At 66.9% G+C, this 22,118-nt stretch carries 18 protein-coding genes; 11 read left to right on the top strand and 7 right to left on the bottom strand.

All coding sequences use genetic code 11. From position 1 onward, the window contains the following. Window positions 1–41: 41 nt before the first annotated feature. Window positions 42–1,046 (top strand): ABC transporter substrate-binding protein, encoded by a 1,005-nt coding sequence (locus NA11_RS16315; protein ID WP_069162750.1) that lies wholly within the window; start codon window positions 42–44, stop codon window positions 1,044–1,046. A gap of 56 nt (window positions 1,047–1,102) precedes the next feature. Here NA11_RS16315 and NA11_RS16310 read toward each other — a convergent pair whose 3' ends face one another. The 3 genes from NA11_RS16310 to NA11_RS16300 all read right to left on the bottom strand — a co-directional run bounded on the left by NA11_RS16310 (window position 1,103) and on the right by NA11_RS16300 (window position 5,563). Continuing rightward, window positions 1,103–2,470, bottom strand: a complete 1,368-nt coding sequence (locus NA11_RS16310) for a M14 family zinc carboxypeptidase (protein ID WP_069162749.1) — start codon at window positions 2,468–2,470, stop codon at window positions 1,103–1,105. A 117-nt stretch (window positions 2,471–2,587) separates the two neighbouring features. After that, complete coding sequence (locus tag NA11_RS16305; RefSeq protein WP_069162748.1) at window positions 2,588–4,927, bottom strand: GH92 family glycosyl hydrolase; 2,340 nt, start codon at window positions 4,925–4,927, stop codon at window positions 2,588–2,590. A 126-nt stretch (window positions 4,928–5,053) separates the two neighbouring features. After that, the gene (locus NA11_RS16300; RefSeq protein ID WP_069162747.1) at window positions 5,054–5,563 is read right to left on the bottom strand and encodes a hypothetical protein; all 510 of its coding nucleotides are present in this window, start codon (window positions 5,561–5,563) and stop codon (window positions 5,054–5,056) included. Between the two features lie 232 nt (window positions 5,564–5,795). Between NA11_RS16300 and NA11_RS16295 the strand changes: the two genes are divergently transcribed. Beyond that, the gene (locus tag NA11_RS16295; protein WP_245745903.1) at window positions 5,796–7,514 is read left to right on the top strand and encodes a hypothetical protein; all 1,719 of its coding nucleotides are present in this window, start codon (window positions 5,796–5,798) and stop codon (window positions 7,512–7,514) included. Between the two features lie 4 nt (window positions 7,515–7,518). On the opposite strand, the gene NA11_RS45650 is transcribed toward NA11_RS16295, so the two are convergent. From NA11_RS45650 to NA11_RS16280, 4 genes are all read right to left on the bottom strand, one after another. After that, on the bottom strand, window positions 7,519–7,686 hold the full coding sequence (locus NA11_RS45650) for a hypothetical protein (protein WP_167837651.1): 168 nt from the start codon (window positions 7,684–7,686) through the stop codon (window positions 7,519–7,521). 133 nt (window positions 7,687–7,819) lie between these two features. Further along, window positions 7,820–8,755, bottom strand: a complete 936-nt coding sequence (locus tag NA11_RS16290) for an NAD-dependent epimerase/dehydratase family protein (protein WP_069162777.1) — start codon at window positions 8,753–8,755, stop codon at window positions 7,820–7,822. A 186-nt stretch (window positions 8,756–8,941) separates the two neighbouring features. Continuing rightward, a complete protein-coding gene (locus tag NA11_RS16285) occupies window positions 8,942–9,274 on the bottom strand; it encodes a hypothetical protein (RefSeq protein ID WP_069162746.1) in 333 nt (110 codons plus the stop codon). Then, on the bottom strand, window positions 9,274–9,552 hold the full coding sequence (locus NA11_RS16280; protein ID WP_069162776.1) for a hypothetical protein: 279 nt from the start codon (window positions 9,550–9,552) through the stop codon (window positions 9,274–9,276). Before NA11_RS16280 ends, NA11_RS16285 begins: the two co-directional genes overlap by 1 nt. 264 nt (window positions 9,553–9,816) lie before the next feature. Here NA11_RS16280 and NA11_RS16275 point away from each other — a divergent pair, with 264 nt between their 5' ends. The 9 genes from NA11_RS16275 (at window position 9,817) to NA11_RS16235 (ending at window position 22,096) form a co-directional block, all read left to right on the top strand. Next, window positions 9,817–16,728 carry a non-ribosomal peptide synthetase/MFS transporter gene (locus tag NA11_RS16275; RefSeq protein ID WP_069162745.1) on the top strand — a complete coding sequence of 2,304 codons (6,912 nt, stop codon included), beginning with the start codon at window positions 9,817–9,819 and terminating at the stop codon, window positions 16,726–16,728. A 10-nt stretch (window positions 16,729–16,738) separates the two neighbouring features. Next, on the top strand, window positions 16,739–17,650 hold the full coding sequence (locus NA11_RS16270; RefSeq protein WP_218023324.1) for a pyridoxal-phosphate dependent enzyme: 912 nt from the start codon (window positions 16,739–16,741) through the stop codon (window positions 17,648–17,650). 19 nt (window positions 17,651–17,669) lie between these two features. Continuing rightward, on the top strand, window positions 17,670–18,593 hold the full coding sequence (locus NA11_RS16265) for a fatty acid desaturase family protein (protein ID WP_069162744.1): 924 nt from the start codon (window positions 17,670–17,672) through the stop codon (window positions 18,591–18,593). 161 nt (window positions 18,594–18,754) lie between these two features. Beyond that, a complete protein-coding gene (locus NA11_RS16260) occupies window positions 18,755–19,000 on the top strand; it encodes a DUF2283 domain-containing protein (RefSeq protein ID WP_141717619.1) in 246 nt (81 codons plus the stop codon). A gap of 173 nt (window positions 19,001–19,173) precedes the next feature. After that, the gene (locus tag NA11_RS16255; protein WP_141717618.1) at window positions 19,174–19,539 is read left to right on the top strand and encodes a DUF4258 domain-containing protein; all 366 of its coding nucleotides are present in this window, start codon (window positions 19,174–19,176) and stop codon (window positions 19,537–19,539) included. 38 nt (window positions 19,540–19,577) lie between these two features. Next, the gene (locus NA11_RS16250) at window positions 19,578–20,033 is read left to right on the top strand and encodes a toxin C-terminal domain-containing protein (RefSeq protein ID WP_141717617.1); all 456 of its coding nucleotides are present in this window, start codon (window positions 19,578–19,580) and stop codon (window positions 20,031–20,033) included. 34 nt (window positions 20,034–20,067) lie between these two features. Next, complete coding sequence (locus NA11_RS16245) at window positions 20,068–20,445, top strand: hypothetical protein (protein WP_141717616.1); 378 nt, start codon at window positions 20,068–20,070, stop codon at window positions 20,443–20,445. After that, window positions 20,438–20,734, top strand: coding sequence for a hypothetical protein (locus tag NA11_RS16240; RefSeq protein WP_069162739.1), 297 nt, complete (start codon window positions 20,438–20,440; stop codon window positions 20,732–20,734). Before NA11_RS16245 ends, NA11_RS16240 begins: the two co-directional genes overlap by 8 nt. An 18-nt stretch (window positions 20,735–20,752) precedes the next feature. Then, window positions 20,753–22,096 (top strand): hypothetical protein, encoded by a 1,344-nt coding sequence (locus tag NA11_RS16235; protein WP_084654665.1) that lies wholly within the window; start codon window positions 20,753–20,755, stop codon window positions 22,094–22,096. The last annotated feature ends 22 nt before the right edge of the window (window positions 22,097–22,118 follow it).

Below are 22,118 nucleotides of genomic sequence, written 5' to 3'. Positions count from 1 at the left end.
TTCGAGATGATGCGTCACCACTGCAGAGATGAGAACTGATCATGTCGACACGGCGATTCCGCATGCGCGGACTCGGTCGCATCGGGATCGCGGCGCTGGTCGCGACGGTGAGCCTGTCCGGCCTCGCGGCCTGCGGAAAAGACTCCGCGACAACGGATGCCACGGTATCGGCCGCGGACGCGACGAGCTTTCCGCGCACCCTCGACACCGTGATGGGGCAGGTGACGATCCCGAAGGTGCCCAAGCGGGTGGTCGTGCTCGACACCGGTGAGCTGGATTCGGTCACCTTGGTCGGCATCAAGCCGGTCGGCGCGGTCATTCCGCACACCAAGACCAGGGGCGGGTTCCCTGCGTACCTGGCGGACAAGGTCGGCGGCGTCACCGATGTCGGTCCGCTGCTCGAGCCGAACCTCGAGCGGATCGCCTCGCTCAAGCCCGACCTGATCCTGTCCTCGAAGGTCCGCCACGACAAGATCTACGACAAGCTGAGCGGCATCGCGCCGACCGTGTTCACCGAAAACACCGGCGGCACTTGGAAAGCGAACCTCGCCGTGCACGGCAAGGCGCTCGGGCTGGAGAAGCAGGTCGCGGACGCGCTGAAGGCGTACGAGGATCGGGCCCGCGCGCTCGGCGACACGATCAAGGCCAAGAACAACGGGGTTTTGCCCACCGCCTCGGTGGTGCGCTTCCTCGCCGGACCGACCCGGCTGTACCAGACCAACTCCTTCAGCGGTGTCGTGCTCGCCGACATCGGCCTGCCGCGCCCGGCCTCCCAGGTCTCCACGGATCCGAAGAAGACCATGAAGGACGTCAGCCCCGAGCAGATCGATCAGGCCGACGCCGACCTCATCTTCGTCGCCACCATCGACGACCCGGGCAAGACGGAGAAGGGTGCGGTCACCACCAGCCCCGTCTGGCGTGATCTGCCCGCGGTGAAGAACGGCAAGGCCATCGATGTGCTCGACGAAACCTGGATGTCCGGCATCGGCGTCCAGGCCGCCGACACCATGCTCGCCGACGTGGCGAAGGCGACCGGCACGGCATAACGACTTGCCGAGCGGGGCATGGGCTGCGGCGAAGAGGGCCGCAGCCCATGCCCCGTTCAGACGGGGAGGCCGGCGTGCAGGCGGGCGGCGGCGGTGATGATGGCCGCGGCTTGGATGGTGACCAGCCGGTGGATCGGGACAGGGTTGCCCGGTGCGTTGGTTTCGATATCGGCGCACCACTTTTCGAAGATGGCGGCGAAGGCGGCGCGCTCGGCGTCGATCGCGGCGGTGCGCTGCAGGCGTGCCTGCTCGTCCAGCAGCCGGGTCAGCATGCCGCCCGCGCGGAGTCGTGCGACGCCCACCCAGACGTACTCTTCGATGAAGATATCGCCGAGGGCGGCCGAATGCTCCTTGGCCGCAGCGCGTTTGGACATGGCGCCGCCACGAAGGGCGCGCACCGTGTCGGTCAGCGCCCGCTCGAAGGGACTGCGGCCGTGCAGTGAGCCGGACAGCCGGTCGAGGATGCCGCTCACGATATCGGCGATCTCCTCGTAAGCGGTTGCGGTGGCGAACGATACGGTCGCCATTGACCGTGTGCTCGGTGTTTCGTCGGCGACCCTCGGATCGGTCCACAGCGGCAGCTCGCACACCAGCACCGCGGTGCCGTGGCTTGCGGCATAGTCGCGGATCCCGGCGCCGTACATCATCGCCAGCGGATCGATGCCGTTGCCCTCCAACGTTTTCGCGATCCGGTGGAACGACGGCAGCTCGAAAACACCGGGCGCGAAGGTTCGTGCGCCGGGCACGTCGGGCTCGCCCTCGTAGATCGGCACGCCCGCCGCGACGAGCTGGCTCGTCAGTCCGGACCAGTAGCTGGGATCGCCTCCGGTGGTATAGAAGAATCCGCCGCCGAAATCGGCATTGTGCAGCGAAACGATCAACGCGGGCCTGGTCCGATCGATCAACGTCATCAGCGCGTGGGTCTCCGGCATCGGCTGCCCGACCGCGGTGCCGCGCCACCTGGTCGGAAAGCACCATTCGGGCTGCTCGACGGCGGGCGGCCGATAGAAGCCACGCGCGACGACGGTCCGTGCTCGCGGTCCGGCGAACCAGCCCTCGTTGAGCCGGGTGCCGTCGGGATCGAGACACAGCAGGAAGTGCCAGGTGGCGTCGAAGTCCTGCATGCCCTCCATGGCCAGCCTGCCGAGCAGGTGCCGGATCGTCGCCATCCCGATCGGTTCGTTCGGATGCGGATTGCCGACCACCACGATGTGTCTGGTCCCCGCGCCGATCTGGACTTCCCTGATCGGGTCGCCGCCGCGTGATCGGCCGATCTCGGTGACGGTCACCCGATCCGGCGCCGCCTCGGCGAGTGCGTCGACAAAGGTGTTGAGCTCATCGACAGTCGGGAACGCGTCGATGTCCTCGACAACGCCGACTGTCGCGTTTACCGCATCTATAGCCGCCAACTCATCTATGCCCATAGTCAATAGTGAGCTCGTCAGAGTGCGTTTCGGGCCCAATTCGACCGCAGCGGAAGGGATCCCGGCCGGTCGGTCGTCATGACATCCGATGATGGCATGAATTGCGGGCGGGTGACCTCACGGCCCGGGTACGCCGAACGAGGGCGGTGTGTCGGAAGGCGCCGCGCCGAAACTCTTTTCGGGATCGGGGCCCATCACGAAGTCGAGGCGTCCGCCGTCGCGGGCGAACGACTCGGGCAACCACGCCTTCGTGGTCGCGCTGCCGTCGACCTGCAATGCCTGCACATACGGTGCCGCATCGCCCGCGTCGGGAGCGCTGATGGTGAACTGCTCGCCCGACGAGCGGCGGATCTCGGCGTGCGCGAAAGCCGGTCCGTGCACGAAGAGTTCGGCGCGGCCGGGGATCACCGGGAAGAGGCCGAGCGACGCCCAGACGTACCAGGACGACATGGTGCCGAGGTCGTCGTTGCCTGACAGGCCGTCCGCTGTCGGGCCGAACAGTTCGAAGCGGGCGCGGTCGATCACCTCCTGGGTGCGCCACGGCTGCCCCGCCCAGGCGTAGAGCCACGGTGTTTGCAGCGACGGCTCGTTGCCGAGATAGGCGTAGGGGGCGTGCGGACCGGCGTTCAGCTGTGCGAAGAACTCGTTGAGCCGCCTGATCACCGTGTCGTCGCGGGTGGTCCCGGTATTGGTGGCCATCCTGTTGGTGCCCGCCATCTTGTCGAAGAGGCCGCGCACATCCTGGAAGACCATCCAATGGTATTGCGCGCCATTGCCTTCCACGTATCCGTCGGTGGCGGCCGGATCGAACGGGTACCCGAAGACGCCTTCGGCGGAACGCGGCTGCAGCCAGCCCGTATCGGGGTTGTACAGGTGCTGCCAGCCGTGCGAGCGGCGCAGGAATTTCTCGTGCTGCTCCTGGTTGCCGAGGCGGTCCGCCAGCTGCGCGATGCCGAAATCGGCGAGGCAGTATTCGAGGGTGTCGGAGACCTGACCGGGCACCCAGCCGAGCCGCTGATACTGATCGTTGCCGGGGCGCTCGGTGTAGCCGGCCTTCTCGCCGACCCGCTCTGCACCCGCGACCATCGAATCCAGTGCGGCATCGGCGTCGAAGTCGTCGGCTCCGAATGCGTACGTACTAGCGATGATCGAGTGATACGGGTCGCCGTTCATCACGCCGGTGATGGTGTTCTGATGCGACCACCGATCCCACACGTCACCGAGGACGTGCGCGTTCTCGTACATCGACTGGGCGATATCGGCGGCGACGTCGGGCACCAGCCACGCGAGCAATTGCGTTTGGCTGCGGTAGATATCCCAGCCGGAGAAGGTGGCGTAATGGTGGTGGCCGCGGCGCACCTGGTGGGTCTTGCCGTCGAATCCGGTGTAGTTGCCGTCGACGTCGTCGAAGACGTACGGCTGCAGGAACACGTGGTAGAGCGCGGAATAGAAGGTGCGCAACCGATCTGGATCGCCGCCGGACACCTCGATCTGGTCGAGCCGCTGCCGCCAGGCCTCCCGCGCGTCGACCCGGACGGTGTCGAAGTCCTTCATCCCGATCTCGGCCTCGAGATTGCGTTGCGCGCCTTCGCCGCTGACGTAGGAGAGCCCGGTCCGCATCTGCACCGGCCGGTCGGAGTCGAACTGCAGGTAGATGCCGCTGCCACGGCCATTGCTCGCGATATCGCCCGAGTTCGTGCGCCTGCTCGGCGATGCACCGGAGACCACGGTGATGCCCGGCTGGACGACACCGTCCTTCCAGCTGCCCGCCGCGGTGATCGGGCGGTCGAAGGTGGCGTGGAAGTACACGCGGTATCGGCTTGCCGCGCCGCAGAATCCGCCGGTGTGCGCCCAGCCGGACACGGTGTTGCCGTCGATCGAGACCTCGGCATCGTCGACACCGTTGACCGAGCCGGTCACATCGAGCAGCACGGTGCCCGGCGTGCCCGCCGGAAAGGTGAAGCGGGCCACGCCTGCTCGCGTCGACGCGGTCAGTTCGGTCCGCACGCCGGAGTCGGTGGTGACGCGGTAATAGCCGGGGCTCGCCTGCTCATTCGCATGATCGAAGGTCTGGACATACCCCGGGCCGTCGACCGCGGGCGACCGGCCGATCACCCCGGATATCGGCAGCACCGGAAAGTCTTGCGCGCCAGTGCAACCGGGGCCGGAGATGTGCGTCATCGAGAACCCGTACAGCCGGTCGTCCTCGTACTTGTAGCCGCCGCCCGCGGTGCGCACCGTGTCCGGGCTCCACTGCATCATGCCGAACGGAGTCACCGCGCCGGGGAAGGTCATGCCTGCGCCGCCGCCGTGCCCGAAATCCGGGCCGCCGTCCGCCGTACCGACAAAGGGATTCACGTACTTGCTGGCATCGACCACAGTCTCAGCGTGCGCCGTGACGGGGATGAAGGGAAGCAGCAGGGGCACAACGATGCCGACAAGATGGCGACGCGACATACCTGCTCCTCGACGAGCGTCCGACAACGTTGCCCTGCTGTCAGCCATCCTGACATCGCCGGACCGTGCCTCCGCCGCCGACACGCCGCTGAACTGCGCATTTGTCGAAAAGCAGCCCCGCCTTCGCTACCTGGTCAGCATCGGGATCCGGCTCGGCTCGGAGACGTTCACCAGCACGACGACATCGCCGTACGGTGCCGTGCGGCGAGTCAGCCGATGCGCGAACCGCGCCATGGGAATTCGCCACCGGTATTTGGCCGAGATCTCCGACTGCACGTACGGAAGCAGCGTGCCCGCCGTCACCAACTGGGACTGCCCCTGCCGCTGATGGGAACCGAGCACGGGGGTGCCACGCCAGTCGGCGGGCTGGACCAGCACGCGGCCGTCGCGCACCAACTGCTGCGCTTCCGCGGATCGCGACGACACCCGGAAGGCGAGTTGGGTGTCACCGATCGGGATGACCAGCCGCGGCACCGCCGTCAGTTGTCGCGGTCCGGTGACCCTGGTCACCAAAACCGTAGTGGCATCCCGCCAGATGGTGGCCGTGTCGGGCTGCGTATGCGGTCCCTGCTCCGGTCGCGCGACGTGCTCATTGTCAACGGTGATATCGGTGATGTCGACGACGGTATCGGTCATCGTTCGCAGTTCCTTTCCCCTGCAGTGTCCACTGCTGGATGCGTGACGAGCTCCGGTGAAACGGGGCCCATCTCTCCGCGGTACCCCGGCAACTCCCACCCAACCACCGTTGATCACGTGTTCGGGGCCCGTGTAGCTGTTGTTAAGATCAGTCAAGTCCGATGGCAGAATTCGCGACGGTGCGAACGTTGTTGTGCCTCTGGCAATGTCGTTCGAACGCGGGATCTGGTGAATGGTTGAGGTAGAGACGGCGCGGTTGTCCGCTCCGGTCGAGGTACCCGAGGGTGCACGGCGACATCGTGATCGGTCGTGGTTGGCCCCGTTGGCAGCCGTGGTCGGCGGATTGGTGCTGATCGGCTGGCGGGCGAGCCGGTACGGCAGTTGGATGGTCGACGACGCAGGCATCACGTTCGCGTACGCGCGCAGCGTCGCGGAGGGCGCGGGCCCGGTGCTGCAGCCCGGTGTACCTGCGGTGGAAGGGTTCTCCAACCCCACCTGGCTTGCTGTGCTGGTACTCGGCGAATGGTTCGGACTCTTCGACCGCGGCACCGTCTTCGGTGTTCCCGACTATGTCCTCTATCCCAAGGCGATCGCGCTGCTGTGCTGTGCGGGCATCCTCGCTGCGTGTTATGTCGCCGCGCGCCGGGTCTCGCGGTGGCCTGCGCTGATCACCTTCGCGACCGGTGCGGCGCTTGCCGCGATTCCCTCGTTCGTGATCTGGTGCTTCTCCGGTCTGGAGAATCCGTTGTTCGCGTTGGCGGCGTGCGTGTTGGCCGTCTATCTCTTGCTCGCGGTGCTCGACGGGCGGTTGTGGACGCCGACCGTGGCGGTCACCGCCGGCGCTATCGCGGCATTCGCGGCGTTGACCAGGCCCGACGGTCTGATCTATCTGGTCGCGTATCCGCTGGTTTCGGTGATCCTGGTCCGGCGCGCGACGTTGCTCGTTGCCGTCCGATCCGCGCTGTACTCGGGGCTCGCGTTCGCTGTTCCGTACGGTGCCTATCTGGTGTGGCGGATCAGCGAGTTCGGCAGGCTCGTGCCGAACACCGCGGTCGCCAAGGACCAAGCGCTGCCGACGGTGCAGGACCTGACCAGGGCCGGGGATCTGGTGCAGTACGCGGGCGCGCCCGCGGTGATCGCCGCCGTCGGCGTGGTCGGGCTCGCGCTGGCCGTGCCGAGTCGGTGGCGCGACGGTGTTGTCGCGGTGGTGGTGCCGTTGGCGCTCGCCCTGGTCGCCTATTGCGTTTTGGAGCCGGACTGGATGGGGCAGTTCCGGTTCGCCACCCCCGTGTGGGTGCTCGCGGTGTTCCTCGTGGTGGTCTCGGTAGGGGAGTTGGTGGCACGGCTGCGCACGCGCGGGCGGGTGCTGGTCGCGCTGACGCTGGTCGGGGTGTTGATTCCGTCCGGCAGCGCGTTCGCCAGCGCTTCCGAGTCGTATCGTGCGACGTCGGATGTGCCGCTGTGCTGGATCGTCGAACGGTTCGGGTATGTCTTCAACGGCTATGCGGACATCATCGGTCTGCAGCAGGGCAGTCTGTTCTCTCCCGATATGGGCGGCACGTCGCTGACATCGCGGTTGCGGTTGATCGACATGGCCGGGCTGACCGAAGCGAAGATCGCGGACATGTACGCGGGCAAGGATCCCACGGACCTGAGCGACTACGTGTTCGAGCAGGTCAAACCCACCTTCGTACACACGCACGGCGCGTGGATGCAGAACCAGGTCACCATCGATCCACGCATGGATCGCGACTACTACCGGATCCACCGATCCCCGAATCTCGACATGTCGGACGAGGATTGGGTGCGCAAAGAAGTGGTCCGCGACGAAGCCCAACTCGAGGAGTTGCGCCAGTACGCCGGGCGGGTCCTGCCACCCCTGTGGCCGGGGTTCCGGAATTCAGGTTCCTGCGGGCCGGTGCTGCGGCCGGGTCAGACCCTCGCGAGCTGAGCGCTTACTTCCAGGTGGCCGGGCACTGACCCGTGCACGCGGGTAGCAGTTCTACCCGCCACTGCGGCGACCCTGGCTCGCTGGCGTTCGAGAATGCCGTCAACCCGCCGATGACCAGCGCCAGTGCCGCCACCGAGCCGACCAAAGGTCGCACCAGACGTAATTCGCCCATCCCACTATCCCGTCATTGCCCCCGCAACGAATGAATCGTGTGGGCGGCCATCGTGTTACACGCTCGCAGGAGATCGATCGGCGGCGATCCGCACGGTGTTCCGATGGCGTGGCACGGGCTCTCGTCGACTGGTTCAGCGACGGTCGCCGAGTTCGATTTCGTTGTCGTGCAAGGTGTCCCTGACATCGGCGAGGGTGAGGAGCTGGTGGATCCAGGTGGGGTCGGTGGGGTGGTGGTTCAGGACGGCGTGCACCGTGGCTGCTGTGACGACCGCGGTCGCCTTGGATTGGCCGCGGCCGTAGGCCCAGCGCGCGGAACCGTCGGTGGCGCGGGCGAGGAGGATCCAACGGTCGCTGCCTGGCATGCGCGGCGGGATCAGGGAGCGGAGGGCGGGTGCTCGGGTGAGGAGGGCGAGTCCGGCGGTGCCGATGCGGGAGTCGGTGCGCAGGTAGGCGCGGACCGGGACGCCGAATTCGCGGGTGAGGCGGTGCTGGTCGGCGAAGTCGGCGCGCAGGGCGCGGCCGGACCGGTAGCCCGACTGCGCGGGGACGTCGAAGCGGGCAGGTTTGGTGAAGTTGCGGACGGCGGTGCCGTCGGGGTCGGGGAAGTGTTGGCCGAGTAGGCCGTACGTCCATGCGGTCGCGGCGGGGCCGTGGTGTTCGCCGGCGCCGAGGCCGATCAGGATGTCGACAGGGCCGGGCTGGGCGGACAGGACATCGACCGCGAGCAGTGTGGTCAGACCCGGCGCCAACCCGACGCCGAGCACCACCGGGCCGCCGATCTTCTCCAGCGCGGCAACATAATCGGTGGTCGCGGAGATGTCGAGGAAGGGGATGCCGCGGCCTGCGCAGGTTTCGGCGAGCCGGATATCCTCGGCGCCTGCGCAATTGACGACCGCTGTCACGCTGTCCAGTGCGGCTTCGAAGCTGCCTATGTCGGACAGATCGACGACTCGATCCGCGCGCGTCGCATTCCGCCCGGCCGTCAGCGCCGGTGTTTCGGCCGCCCGCAGCAACGACATGAGATGGGTACCGACAGCACCGTATCCACCCAAAACCAGCACGCTCATCGTGGCCATCCCCTTCGCTCAGCCATTGCCGCAGATAGTACTGACTGGAGCGAGGCTCGAGTGGCGGCGACGGAGCTGCCCTGGACCGCAGACTCGGCGCCGGTCGGATCGCCGACATGAATAACTGGCACTGCCGTCCCAGTGCCGCGGCCGGTCAGTCGACCGGCACGACCTGGTCTTGTCGAGTCAACTGGCCCTTGGGTGGATCGGGCGGACGCCTGCCAGGGCGCGTAATGCGTCGGCGCGGGAGATGGGTTGGTCGTCGGCCAGGGCGGCCAGTTCGACGGCGAGCCAGTCGCGAATGAGCTCGCTCATGGTGAGGCCGCGGGCCTGGGCTTCGGCCTTGATGGACTGGTCCATCGCGAGGGGGAGGCGCAGCGAGCGCACCACCATGATGTCTTCGCCGGGCGCCAGCGGGGCCGGTAAGTCGGCGTCGCGTACCGGTTCGTCGTCGAAGACGAGGCTGTTCATCAACTCCTCCACCCCCTGCGGGGTGGACGGAAAGTCCTTGTCGCCCATCACGGGTTCTCCTGTTCCCACTTTTCGAACTCGGTCACCTGCTCCTGGCTCATCGGTCGCGCGGCAACGATCTGCCACTGCCAGGGCTCCGCCTGCCGCAACCCCACGATCAAGGGGCGGCCCGCCGCGGTACGACCCCAGATCGTCAACATCTGGAGGCCCGCACCGCCACGGCCACGTCGCGGCCACCGTCGCTGCCTGGTCAACACCTGCATCACCTCGTCCGGCGTGATCCCGATGAGCATGTCCAGCGCCCAATCAGGCCACTCGAAACCCACCACCACATAATACGCGCGTAATACGCCGGGGCGCTATTGCCCGTTTCGGGCGGGTTGCCTGATCCATCATCAAAGGATCATCGCTGCTGCGCCACGGCACACCAAGGGACGTACGCGTCGCGATCGGCTCACCTGCCTCGACACCTGCTGCTCGGGCGCGTGCATCGCATCATCAAAAAATCATCGATACGTCCGCTCGATCGGCCCTCAGATCAGTTGAGCCATAACCTCTCCCGTGGTTATCAACAAGCGCGAGGAGACCTGGTGAGTTCGGCCACCGAGGAATATCGACCCGACGTGGCAGACGGGATCTGGCAGTCGATTTCACGTCAGGTCGGCCATCGGCCGAGCGCCACCGCGCTGGTCGACGCGGACGGCAGCGTGACCTATGCCGAGCTCGCGGACCTGGTCGACGAGGTCGCGGCGCGGCTGGTCGCGGCAGGCGTGCAGGCGGGGGATCTCGTCGGAATTCGGTTGCCGCGCAGTCGGAGTGCCGTCGTCGCGATCCTGGCGACGCTGCGGATCGGTGCCGGATACGTGCCGCTGGATCCGGCGTATCCCGCCGCGCGACTGGACATGATGATCGATGATGCGCGGCCGCGGGCGCTCGTCACCGAGCACGGTGTCGATGCGGTGGACGGCGGTGTGCCGCAACCGGATGCCGCGTACGTCATCTTCACGTCAGGGACGACCGGGCGGCCGAAGGGCGTGGTGGTTTCGCGGCGCGCACTCGGTGAGTTCTGTGCGGCCGCGGTCGATCGATACGAGCTCGGCGTCGACGATCGGGTGTTGCAGTTCGCGTCGTTGAGCTTCGACGCCAGCGTCGAAGAGCTGTTCCCTGCGCTGAGTTGTGGTGCGGCGGTGGTGCTTCGCGACGAGGACGTGATCAGTCGGCCGGATCTGTTCCTCGATCGGTGCGCGGCGTTGGGGGTGACCGTGCTGGATCTGCCGACCGCGTACTGGCACGAACTGGTCGCGGCGCTCGACCGCGGGACCGCCGTGCTGCCCGCCGCGGTGCGGTTGGTCATCATCGGCGGCGAGGCGGCCACCCCCGATACGGTGCGCCGGTGGCAGGCGGCGGTCGGCCGGACGCCACGGCTGCTCAATACCTACGGCCCGACCGAAACCACGGTGGTCGCCACCGTCGCCGACCTGACCGAGTGGACCGGCGACACGGTGCCGATCGGTACCCCGCTGACCCGCGTGACCTGTCGGGTTGTCGATGCGGACGGGCGCGCCGCGCAGACCGGTGAGCTGCTGATCGGCGGTCGCATGGTCGCCGAGGGATATCTGAACCAGCCCGAGCTGACCGCCGAGCGGTTCCGTCCCGGCCAGGACGGCGTGGAGTATCGCACCGGCGATCTGGTGCGGTGGGCCGACGGCGCGCTCGAGTACCTCGGTCGACTCGACGATCAGGTGAAGATTCGTGGCTTCCGAGTCGAGCCCGCGGACATCGAGACGGCGCTGCGGGCGGATCCGCGGATCGACGACGCGGTGGTCGCGGTCGATCGGCGGGGTGCGCAGCCTCGGCTCGTCGGTCATGTGGTGGCCGGTGCCGACGTCGACCTGGTCGCGGTCATGGCGGGACTGCGTGCGACCATGCCCGCTTACCTTGTTCCCGCCACTCTTGTTCGGCACCAACGATTCCCGGTCACGCCGCAAGGAAAGATCGACCGAGTCGCGCTGGCCGCGACGGATATTCGGCAGGAACCGATCGGCAGTCCGTGGACGGGCACCCCGAACCAAGCGCGGATCACCGCGTTGTGGGAGTCGGTGCTCGGCGTTCGGGTGCACGGACCGGACGACGACTATCTCGCACTCGGCGGTGACTCGCTCACCGCGATGCGCATGATCGTTGCCCTGCGGCACGCACACGGCGTCGAACTCACACTGAGCCAACTGTATTCAGCACCCACCGTCGCCGCGGTCGCCGCACTGCTCGGGGAGGATGCGCCCGTCGGTCGCGGTGACCTCGTCGACGGCTTGCCGGAGAACGTGGCGCTGCCACTGAGTCCGTTGCAGCGTGATTTCTGGGTGGCCGAACAGGTGTGCGTCGGGCTGCCCGCGCACACCCTCGGCGTTCGGTATCAGTGGAACGGCCGGATCGACGCGGCGGCACTCGTCGCAAGCCTTGCCGAGCTGGCTCGCCGCCATCCGTTGCTCAGGTCCCGTTTCCCGGACGACGGCACGGAACCGAGTCTGGTGATCGAGCAGGACGCGACGATCCCGCTCGTCGAATCCGCGCCGGACACCAGCGCGATCGACCCGAAGCACGGGCCGATTGCGGTGGCGCACCTGCTCCGTGGTGAGGACGCGGACGAATTGGTGTTCGTCGTCCACCATCTCGCGTTCGACGGCTGGTCGGTCGGCATCGTCGGCGACGAACTCGCACAGCTGTATCGCGCGGTTCGTGTGGGCAAGAACAGTGAATTGCCCTGCCCGGCACCGCTGCCCGACCTGGCCGCGCTCGCCGCCGCCGCGAAGGCCGACCCGGCGTTGACCACCTATTGGCGAGATCGATTCGACGGCGCCGATCTCGACTGGGAACTGCCCGCCGATCGGCCGCGTCCGGCCGCGCGCTCCTTTACCGCCGCACGTATCAGCACTCGCGTCGATCCGGCACTGCTCGACCGCTTGCGTAGCTACGCGCAGACGCGGCGAGCCAGCCTGTTCATGGTCGTGCTCGCCGGTGTGCAGACGGTGCTGGCGCGCTACACCGGCCGGACCGACCTCACCGTCCTGGCCCCGGTCGCCGGGCGCACCGCGGCCGAGCTGGAACCACTGGTCGGGCCGCTGTTGAACATCCTGCCGCTGCGCGGCGACGTTTCGGGCGAGCCGTCGTTCGCGGAGCTGCTCGACCGCGTCCGCGCCGCGGTCGTGCGTGATCTGGACCATCAGAACCTGGCACTGCCTGATCTGGTCGATGCGCTGGCTCGGCCTGGCAACGGGAACCGCAACCGGATCAGTCCGGTGACGCTGACCGTGCACAACAACCCGGCCCCTGCCGACCCGGATATTCGGTACGCGGGTGAAATCGCCCCTGCCGCAACGATGGTCGATCTCGCCATCGGTCTGGACTTTCCGCTCGATCACGCGACGCTGAGCATCGATTACGCGACCGAATTGTTCGACGCGCCACGGATCGAGGGCTTGCTCGGTCACCTGCTTACCGTGTTGACCGCCGCCTGCGCCGACCCGACGACCCCGGTGACCAGGCTGCCAATCCTCACTGCCATTGAACGGCAGCGAATCGTCGACGAGTGGAACGACAGCGCAACACCCCTGCTGGACGCGACAACCATCCATCAGTTGTTCGAAGGTTGTGCCGCAACAACTCCCGACGCCCCAGCGCTGACCTTCCGGGACGCCACGATCAGCTACGGCGACCTGAACCGCCGAGCCAACCGGCTGGCCCGTCGGCTCCGCGCCGAAGGCGTGCAGTCGGGAGCGCGCGTGGCGATCTGCCTCGATCGAGGTTTCGACCTGTTCACCGCGATGTGGGCGGTGCTCAAGGCCGGTGCGGCCTACGTGCCGCTCGACCCGACTTATCCGCGGGACCGCCTCGACTACATGCTCGCCGACTGCCGCGCGCAGGTAGTCATCGATGACGCCTACCTGAGCGCCGAAACCCCTTCCGACGATACTGATCTGCCGTCGGTCAACACCGCACACGACCCGGCCTACCTGATCTACACGTCTGGTTCCACCGGCAAGCCCAAGGGCGTCGTGGTGACCCACGGCAACCTGGTGCACGCGGCCGGAATGTGGCAGCACGCCTACGATCTGCGCGCCGAATGGACCTATCAGCAGGCCGCTAGCTTCTCCTTCGACATGTTCGTCGGCGAGACCCTGCGCGCACTGACCACCGGCGGCCGCCTGGTGATCGTGCCGAGGGAGACCCTGCTCGATCCCGCCGAGCTGTTCACGCTGATGCGCACGGAGGGCGTCCAGTGCACCGAGTTGGTGCCCGCCGTGCTGCGCACCTTGCTCGCCCACGTCGAACAGTCCGGGGAGACACTCGAATTCGTCCGCCTGCTGATCGGCGGTGGCGAGGAATGGCGGGTCAGGGAGTTCGACCTGGCCCGTCGCCTGGTCGGCCCGGCAAACCGAGTTGTCAACGCGTACGGCGTCACCGAGGTCTCCGTCGACAACGTGTGGTTCGAGGGTTCGGTGGACCACCTGCCCGCGACCGCGCCGCTGCCGATCGGTAAACCCTTCCCGAACAACCGGGTCTACGTGCTCGACGCGTACCGCCAGCCGGTCCCCGCGGGCATCATCGGCGAGTTGTACCTCGGCGGCGTCGGTGTCGCGGACCGCTATCACGATCGGCCCGAGCTCACCGCCACCCGGTTCGTCCCCGACCCGTTTGCCCCCGAGCCCGGCGCCAGGATGTATCGCACCGGCGATGCCGCCCGCTGGCGGCTCGACGGTGAGGTCGACTTCCTCGGCCGTCTCGACGGTCAGGTGAAGGTCAACGGCTACCGGATCGAAACCGGTGAGGTCGAGGCCGCGCTCGGCGCGCTGCCCGGCGTAATCGGTTGTGCGGTAACGGTGCAGACCCTGTCGACCGGGCTGGCCCGACTGGTCGGCTACGTCGTGCCGCAGGCGGGCGCGGAGCTCGACGAGGCCGCGATGCGCGACGCGCTCGGAGCCGGGCTGCCGACCCACCTGGTTCCGGCCCGAATCCTCACGCTCCCACAGCTTCCGCTGACACCCAACGGCAAACTCGATCGCAAGCAGCTGCCCGAGCCGCCGGAAAGTGCCGGAGCGGGTACGGAATCCGCGCCGCGCACCCCGACCGAGCAGCGGATCGCGGCGATGTGGGCCGAGGTGCTCGGCGTCGCGGAGTTCGGCATCGACGACACCTTCTTCGCGTTGGGCGGCGACTCGTTCGCCGCATTGAAGGTGATCCGGCGCATCGAACCGGCACCGGCACTGATCGAGCTCTACCAGCACCCGACGATCCGCAGGCTCGCCGCACTGCTCGACGGCCGCACTACCGACCGACCCGCCGAGCGTCGAATGCTGCACCGACTCACCGACTCCGACGCCGAACCCGACGGCGTCACGGTCGTCGCGGTGCCGTACTCCGGCGGCAGCGCGGTCGCTTACCAGCCGCTCGCCGACGCGCTGCCCGCGACGTGGGCGCTGTATGCGGCCGAACTGCCGGGGCACGACCGCGCCCGCCCCGACGAGGAACTGCTCCCTGCCGCGGCGGTCGCCGAGCTCATCCTCGCCGAAATGCCCGCGATCGCCGGGCCGATCCTGCTGTACGGACACTGCCTCGGCGTCGCGGTGACCGTCGAACTCGCCAGACAAGCCGAGGCCGCGGGCATTCCGCTGGTCGGCGTCGGGCTCGGTGCGGGGTTCCCGACGGCGCGACTGCCAGGGCGGTTCTTCGACTGGTTCTATCGGCTCGTTCCGACCGACCGGCTCACCTCGGATCGCGAATACCTCACCTATCTGCGTGGGCGCGGCGGCTTCACCGACGTCGACGACGCGGAACAGCAGGCGTTCGTGCTGCGCAACGTGCGCCACGATGCGCGCGACGCCGAGGAGTACTTCACCGCCGCCTACACCGATCCGCGTGCGCCGCTGCGGACTCCGGTGTTGACGGTCGTCGGCGCGAAGGACCGGGTCACCGAGCACTACACCGAACGTCAGCGGGAATGGGAGCATTTCAGCGACGGCCCTATCGAATTGGCGGTGCTGCCGCGCGCGGGTCACTTCTTCGTGAAGACACACGCGGAGCCGCTGGCCGAAGCGCTGGTCGGGTTCGTCGACCGCGAGGCCGAAACTCCGGTCGAGCCGGTGGCTGCGCCCGCCGCCGGACCGCCGCCGAGCCTCGCGAAATTCGCGCTGGTCGCGCTCGGCCAGTTCGTGTCGATGATCGGCAGCGGGCTCAGCGCGCTCGTGCTGAGCATCTGGGTGTTCCAGCAGACCGGCTCGATCACCGACTTCGCCGTCGTCAACGCGATCGGCCTGCTGCCGGGCATCCTGGTGAGCCCGATCGCCGGTGCCGTCGCCGACCGCTGGGACCGGCGCAGGGTGATGCTGGTCAGCGACGGCGCCGCCGCGCTCGCGATGAGCGTGCTCGGAATTCTGGTGTGGACCGGCGGTATTCAGCAGTGGCACGTCTATCTCACCGTGTCGGTCACCTCGATCGCCGGCGCGTTCCAGCGGCCCGCCCATCTGGCCGCCGTTGCGCAGCTGGTGCCCAAGCGGTACTTGGGGCACGCCAACGGCATCAGCCAGCTCGGCGTCGGTGTCGGGCTGGTGTTCGCGCCGATGCTCGGCGCGGGCCTGATCGGTTTGATTGGCATTTCCGGCGTGATCCTGCTCGACATGCTGACTTTCAGCATCGGCGTGCTCACCCTGCTGCTGGTGCGGTTCCCGAACCTGCTGTTCCACCGCCGCGAGGAGACCTTCCGCAGCGAGATCGTCAACGGCTGGCGCTACATCGTCCGCAGGCCCGGAATGCGGGCCGCACTCCGGTTTTTCGTCATCGACCACGCGTTCTACACACTCGGCTTCGCCGTCGTCACCCCGATGTTGCTGCTCGAACAGTCACCGGCGGTGCTCGGCGTCGCCCTCGGCGCAGGCGGATTGGGCGGCCTGGCAGGCAGTCTCGTGATGGGGCTGTGGGGTGGCACGCCGCGGCGCACCACCGGACTGATCGCGTTCATGGGCGTCGGCAGCCTCGGCATGGCCGTGGTCGGCCTCGGTAGTGCACCCGCCTTCGTTGTCGCAGGCATGTTCCTGCTGACCTTCGGCGAGTCACTGGCCGAAGGACATTGGATCGCGGTGGTGCAGAGCAAGGTCGGCTTCGAGCTGCAGGGTCGGGTGCTGTCGATCTTCATCACCGTGATGATGCTGACCATGCCGCTCGGCTACCTGGTGGTCGGTCCGCTCGCCGAACGCTACGTACAGCCGTTGCTCGAACCAGGCGGACCGCTCGCAGGCACGGTGGGCCAGCTCATCGGCGTCGGACCGGGCCGCGGCCTCGCCATGCTGGTAATCCTCAGCGGCCTACTGCAATTGGGCTGGGCGTTGCGCGGCTGGCTCGACACCGAGCTGCGCATGCTGGAAGACCGCCTGCCGGATGCCCTGCCGCCCAACGAGATCGATTCCCGAGACGACCTACAACGCCATGCCGACGCTCAACTTTCCCGCTGAAAGGCCGACCTTGTCCCGCTCACCCCTGTCCACCGCGCCGACCGACGCGTATGCCACCCCGCTCATCGACGCGGGGGAGCTAGTGCCCGGCGCCCGGGTTTTGATCAAGGATGAAACCCGTTATGCCTCAGGTAGTCACAAGGAACCGGCGGCACGCGCCGTTGTGCTGCGCGCTGCAGCCGAGGGCTATCAGCGGGTCGTCATCGCGACCTGCGGCAACTACGGCCGGGCGATGGCGATGGCCTGCGCGGCCGCGGGCATGGCGTGCACCGTCGTCTTGCCAGAAGGCTGGAGCGACGGTGGCGCGTTCATGCGGGAGGCGGGCGCGGACGTGCACCTGGTGCCCGGCAGTTACGAGGACGCGGTCGACCAATCGCGGGTGCTCGCCGAGACCGACGGCTGGATCGACGGCAATGTCGACGGTCCGTTCGTCGACTCGGTATTCGAAGGCCACGGCGTCGTAGTGCACGCGCTGCATGCGGCACTCGTCGAACCGCCTGCCGCACTGTGGATTCCGGTCGGCAACGGCACCACCATCATCGCGATCCACCGGCAGCTGGCTGCGGTGGGCTGGACCGTGCCGATCCACGGCGTCGGCTCTGCCGCCAACAACCCCGTCGTGACCAGCTGGCCCGGCGCGTACGAGATGCTGCCGCCCGAGGGTGTCGTGACCACCGATCACAATCAGCCGCTGGTCAATTGGCATGCGCTGCAGGGGCCGGAGGCGATGGCCGCGGTGGCGGAGACCGGCGGTTGGGTGCACGGCGCCGACGACGATCAGCTGCTTGCGGCCAGAGAAGTGCTTGCCGAGCACGGGGCGTGGCCGACGCCGTCCGGCGCGGTCGCGCTGGCCGGACTGCTCCGCCACGCCGAGCACACGCCGCTCACCGGAACCCACGTCGTTCTGCTCAGCGGCCGCTGACCCGACTCGAGAAGAACACATGACCCACTCTGCCTCCGGGCTGCTGTTCGCCCGTGCCAGGACCAGTGCCGCCGACGAACGCGTCTACCTGGCCAAACTGGCCTTGCTCGCGGTGCTTACCGCACTCGGCGTCGTGCTCGCGCTGCGACCGGAGCCGCTCGCGCTGATCGTCGGCGTGCTGCTGCTCGCGGCGATGTACACCCACGCCGTCGAGTTGCAACATCAAGCGTTGCACCACTCGGCTTTTCGGGCGTCCTGGCCGCACCGGTTGGTCGGCGTGCCGCTCGGGCTGCCGATGTTGGTGGTGTACACCCACTATCGGATCCGGCACCTGCAGCACCACCGCCACCTCGGCACCGCGCAGGACACCGAGTTCTTCGGCTTCGACACCCGCAAGCCGTTGACCGTCGGGCTGCTGCTGCGCGGCATGTTCGACTATGCGCGAGTGTATTTCGTGCTGCGCGACGTGGTGCGCGCGGTGACAGGTCGCTGGCGCTACGAGTACGGCGAACTCAGCCCGGCGATGCGGCGCCGCGCCGTCACCGAGTACCTGATCCTCGGCGCGCTCCTCTGCGGCGCGTTCGCTCTGGTCGCAATCGGCCACTACGACATCGTCATTCGCCTCTGGCTGCTCCCGCTGCTGTTCGCGGTCCCGATGCACTTCCTCGTCGAACTGCCCGAGCACATCCTCTGTGACACCGAAAGCACCGACGTCCTGCGCAACACCCGCTCCATCCGCGGCAGCAGGCTGAGCACCTGGTTCACCAACGGCAACAACCTGCACATCGAACACCATGCGGCGATGGCGGTTCCGATCAACCAGCTGCCTGCCAGGCACGAGGAGACCCGCAGCCGCGCGGTGCACGTCGAACGCACATACCCGGACTTCTATCGCACGCTGTGGCGGGCGATCAAGAGTTCAGCGGCACCGTCTGCCCACTGACGCAGTACATTTCGCGATCAGGGTGCGTACAGCGGCACGACGGTGGTGCGCGGTACTCTCACCCGCTACCTCGAGGCGCACGCGTAGGTGTGCTCCGGCGGTGCCGGGCATGGCAGTCGGATCTCCTGTGTTGTGGCGACTCGCGATGCGAGGATGTGGCCATGCAATCCAACTTCGTCGACTACCTGACCTGGGACGAGCAGAACAATGTCGCCTATCTCGCGCTCCCGCAGAACAACAGGGGAGAGCGACGCGCGCTGCGCACTATCCCCGTGCACGATGAGAGCGGCGAGCAGGTCGTTGCCGTCCTCGATTTCGGCGAGGACGGCGAGTTGATCGGCATCGAGTTGCTCAACGCGCGAGTTCAACTGAGCGCGGCGATGAAGGCTGCGGCCCGCAAGGAGTAGTCGCCTGGCTGCCACGCGTCTGCCACGTGGGTGCCAAAGACGGCGTGAGCCAAGGAAATTCGGGGGGCCGCGAGGCACGATGGACTCGCTGTTGGTCCGTATCCGAATTCGAATACGGACCTGATTCGAATATCGGGTCTCAGTCGACTCGGTGCTATTCAGGAGGGGAACCTTTGCGATCCATCATGCGTCTCGCGGCCGCGCCATTGGCGACGTTTGCGATTCTGGTATCGGGACTGTCGTTTGCCGGGGCGGCTTCCGCGGCGGGGCCTGCGTACGCAACGACCGATCCAGCCATTTCGGTGCTCGACACCGGATTCGATGCGGTGCAGGGTCGTCGGCCGCACTACATTGCCGGGTATACCGACCATGCGCTGACCCGCATGGCGCAGCGGGGAATCAGCAAGGACCAGGTCGAGACTGCTATCTCCAGCCGCTACGAGGGGCAGTGGCAGCCCGACCATCGGACCTGGAAGGTGACCTGGGGCGGAGTTTCGGTGGCGATCAACGAGGACGCCTACATCGTCACGGTCTTCTGAGGCCGGCTACTCGCCGAAGCAGTCGGGTTCGCGCGTCCATGCCGGTGCGCGAACCCGATTTACCGCCACATCTTTTGAACTGGGGATCCATCATGAAAATAATCCGCACTGGCTTCGCCATGGCACTGATCACCGCGTTTCCGCTCCTCGTCAGCGTCGAGGCGGCAGCCACGCCACTCGCGCAATCGCCCGCTGTGGTGGTTGCCGACGGCACTCAGGATCTGCCGTTCGAGTTCGAGGCCGTAGCAGGCAAGCGATTCAACGATGGCGAGGATCGGGCCGCCGCACAGTCGCTCGGTTACGCTGAGGCCAAAGTGGGCAGAAGCCACGGGTGCTTGATCTTCAAGCACAGCAAGAAGAACCTGTACATTTCGCAGGATCTCGACGGGCACAACGGGGGGCGTTGGAAGATGGCGAGTTCGCCGGAGCGACTCGCGTCCAAGGACACCCGGATGGGCACCTATGACGAGAACCTCAACCGGATTGGTGACTGATTTGGATCGTCCGACCGCCAGTGCGCCCGATAGCGTGCCCGATTCGAGATCGTGGCAGATCGTTTTCGATCCCGGCATCACCAAGGAGCAAGTCGAGCTGATCGCGGATTTCGCTGTCGCGGACGGCATTGCGGACGCCGACGCCGCGGAATTCCTCCGCTCGGGTCGCGATCCTCGCTTCTGGTTGTCGGGTGCACTGGATCGGTCGGAGGTCGACGCCCATCGGCGGGCGTTCCGCGCGGTCGTCGAGGGAACGCCCTTGACCGACGCGGACCGCGCGCTCATCACCGGGATGATCCATCGATTCGACGAATGGCTGGCGCACCTTGCGTATCCGCGCGATCAGATCTACGACGCGGACGACGCCTTTTTCGACTTCGACTGCACGGAGAGGACCGGAAACGATGGATGAGCCAGGTGCACGGTTGTGGCAGATTCTGTTTCTGGACGGGCTGACGAGGGCGCAGGTCGATCGCGTCGCCGACTTCGCTGCGGCATCCGGAATCGAGGAACGGGCCAGCGGCGTCGATGAGCGTTCGGTGTTCAGCTACAGCTACGACCGTTCGACCGTCGAGTTGTATCGCCACGTATTTCAGAAGGCCGTCGACGGCGCCGAGCTCAGTCAGAGCGATCGGCTCACGCTGACAGATCATCTCGACGAACTCGACAGATGGTCCGAGTCGACAGGCCGTATCGAGTAGCACCACGGAGGGGTGGGGATGGTGGTGATCACGCATGCCGAACCGGACACGGTTCGGCGCGATGATCCGGTGGTCGGCGCGTGGAATCCGTTGACTCGGATCGTCTTCCGATTCTGCGTCGTCTACTTCGGGCTCTACAGTGTGCTCACCCAGCTGGCGAGCACACTGCTCGGGTTGCTGAGCAAGCCTTCGTCGGGCGTCAGCGGCGCGGCGCTGGCGACACCGCTCGTGGAGTGGACCGCGAAGCACGTCTTCGGCGTCACCGAGCCACTGGTCACGATCGAAACCGCAAGCAGCGACCGGACTTACGACTGGGTGATGCTGTTCTGCCTGGTGGTGATCTCGGTTGTCGGCACCCTCGTGTGGTCGGTGCTCGACCGTCGCCGGACGCACTACTCGACCTTGCTCGTCTGGTTTCGAGTGTTCCTCAGGTTCGGGTTGGCGGGCCAGCTCCTGCTGTACGGGGTGGCCAAGATTCTGTTGACCCAGATGCCGTCACCGCCGCTGACCACCTTGGTGACACCGTTCGGCGAACTGACGCCGATGGGCCTGCTGTGGTCCTCGGTCGGGGCCGCGCCGAGCTACGAGATCATGATCGGCACCTTCGAAGCCGTCGGCGGCCTGCTGCTCATCCTGCCGCGCACGGTCACGCTCGGCGCGGTGGTCAGCACTGTTGGACTGACCCAGGTCTTCGTGCTGAACCTGAGCTACGACGTGCCGGTCAAGACGATGTCGCTGCACCTGCTGCTGTTGAGCATCTTCCTGTTGGCGCCGGAACTCGGACGTCTGGTGGATGTGCTGCTGTCGCGGCGGCCGGTCGGACTTTCGACACAACCTCCGCTGTTCCGGTCGCATCGCGCGAACCGTCTCGCCGCCGTCGCCCAGGTCATGCTCGGGGTGTGGATCGCGATCCCGATCGTCCTCGATTGCGTCGGCGCCTGGCAAGAACATGGCGAAGGCCGAACGAAACCGCCCATGTACGGGGTGTGGAATGTGGATCGGCTGGTGTCGGACGGTCAGGAAGTGCCGCCACTCCTGTCCGATGAAAACCGTTGGCGACGAGTCTTTTTCGAGTACCCCGACGAGTTCAAGTTTCAGCGTATGGACGACTCGATCGGCTTCTATCGAGCCGTCGTCGACGTCGAGAACCATCGGCTCGAACTGACCCGTTACGACGGAGCGGGGGAGACCTCCACCCTCGTGCTGGACACCAACACATCGGACACCGCGACGATGTCGGGGATACTCAACGGCCATCGAGTAGAGATCAACCTGCGTCGGATCGCGCTCGAATCCATGCCGCTGCTCGGCCGAGGATTCCATCTCGTGCAGGACTATCCCTACAACCCGAACAGCAGATAGCTCGGGCAAGATAGGCATCTCG

The organism is Nocardia altamirensis NBRC 108246, assembly GCF_001612685.1.
GTDB lineage: Bacteria > Actinomycetota > Actinomycetes > Mycobacteriales > Mycobacteriaceae > Nocardia > Nocardia altamirensis.
Note: the sequence above shows the minus strand (reverse complement) of the source record. Positions and strands in the feature narration are given on the sequence as shown.

Bases quoted from the DNA above. Each gene is read 5' to 3' on its own strand.
- NA11_RS16315 (WP_069162750.1), top strand. From the start codon at position 42: ATGTCGACACGGCGATTCCGCATGCGCGGACTCGGTCGCATCGGGATC.
- NA11_RS16310 (WP_069162749.1), bottom strand. From the start codon at position 2,470: ATGGGCATAGATGAGTTGGCGGCTATAGATGCGGTAAACGCGACAGTC.
- NA11_RS16305 (WP_069162748.1), bottom strand. From the start codon at position 4,927: ATGTCGCGTCGCCATCTTGTCGGCATCGTTGTGCCCCTGCTGCTTCCC.
- NA11_RS16300 (WP_069162747.1), bottom strand. From the start codon at position 5,563: ATGACCGATACCGTCGTCGACATCACCGATATCACCGTTGACAATGAG.
- NA11_RS16295 (WP_245745903.1), top strand. From the start codon at position 5,796: ATGGTTGAGGTAGAGACGGCGCGGTTGTCCGCTCCGGTCGAGGTACCC.
- NA11_RS45650 (WP_167837651.1), bottom strand. From the start codon at position 7,686: ATGGGCGAATTACGTCTGGTGCGACCTTTGGTCGGCTCGGTGGCGGCA.
- NA11_RS16290 (WP_069162777.1), bottom strand. From the start codon at position 8,755: ATGAGCGTGCTGGTTTTGGGTGGATACGGTGCTGTCGGTACCCATCTC.
- NA11_RS16285 (WP_069162746.1), bottom strand. From the start codon at position 9,274: ATGGGCGACAAGGACTTTCCGTCCACCCCGCAGGGGGTGGAGGAGTTG.
- NA11_RS16265 (WP_069162744.1), top strand. From the start codon at position 17,670: ATGACCCACTCTGCCTCCGGGCTGCTGTTCGCCCGTGCCAGGACCAGT.
- NA11_RS16260 (WP_141717619.1), top strand. From the start codon at position 18,755: ATGCAATCCAACTTCGTCGACTACCTGACCTGGGACGAGCAGAACAAT.
- NA11_RS16250 (WP_141717617.1), top strand. From the start codon at position 19,578: ATGCCGGTGCGCGAACCCGATTTACCGCCACATCTTTTGAACTGGGGA.
- NA11_RS16240 (WP_069162739.1), top strand. From the start codon at position 20,438: ATGGATGAGCCAGGTGCACGGTTGTGGCAGATTCTGTTTCTGGACGGG.
- NA11_RS16235 (WP_084654665.1), top strand. From the start codon at position 20,753: ATGGTGGTGATCACGCATGCCGAACCGGACACGGTTCGGCGCGATGAT.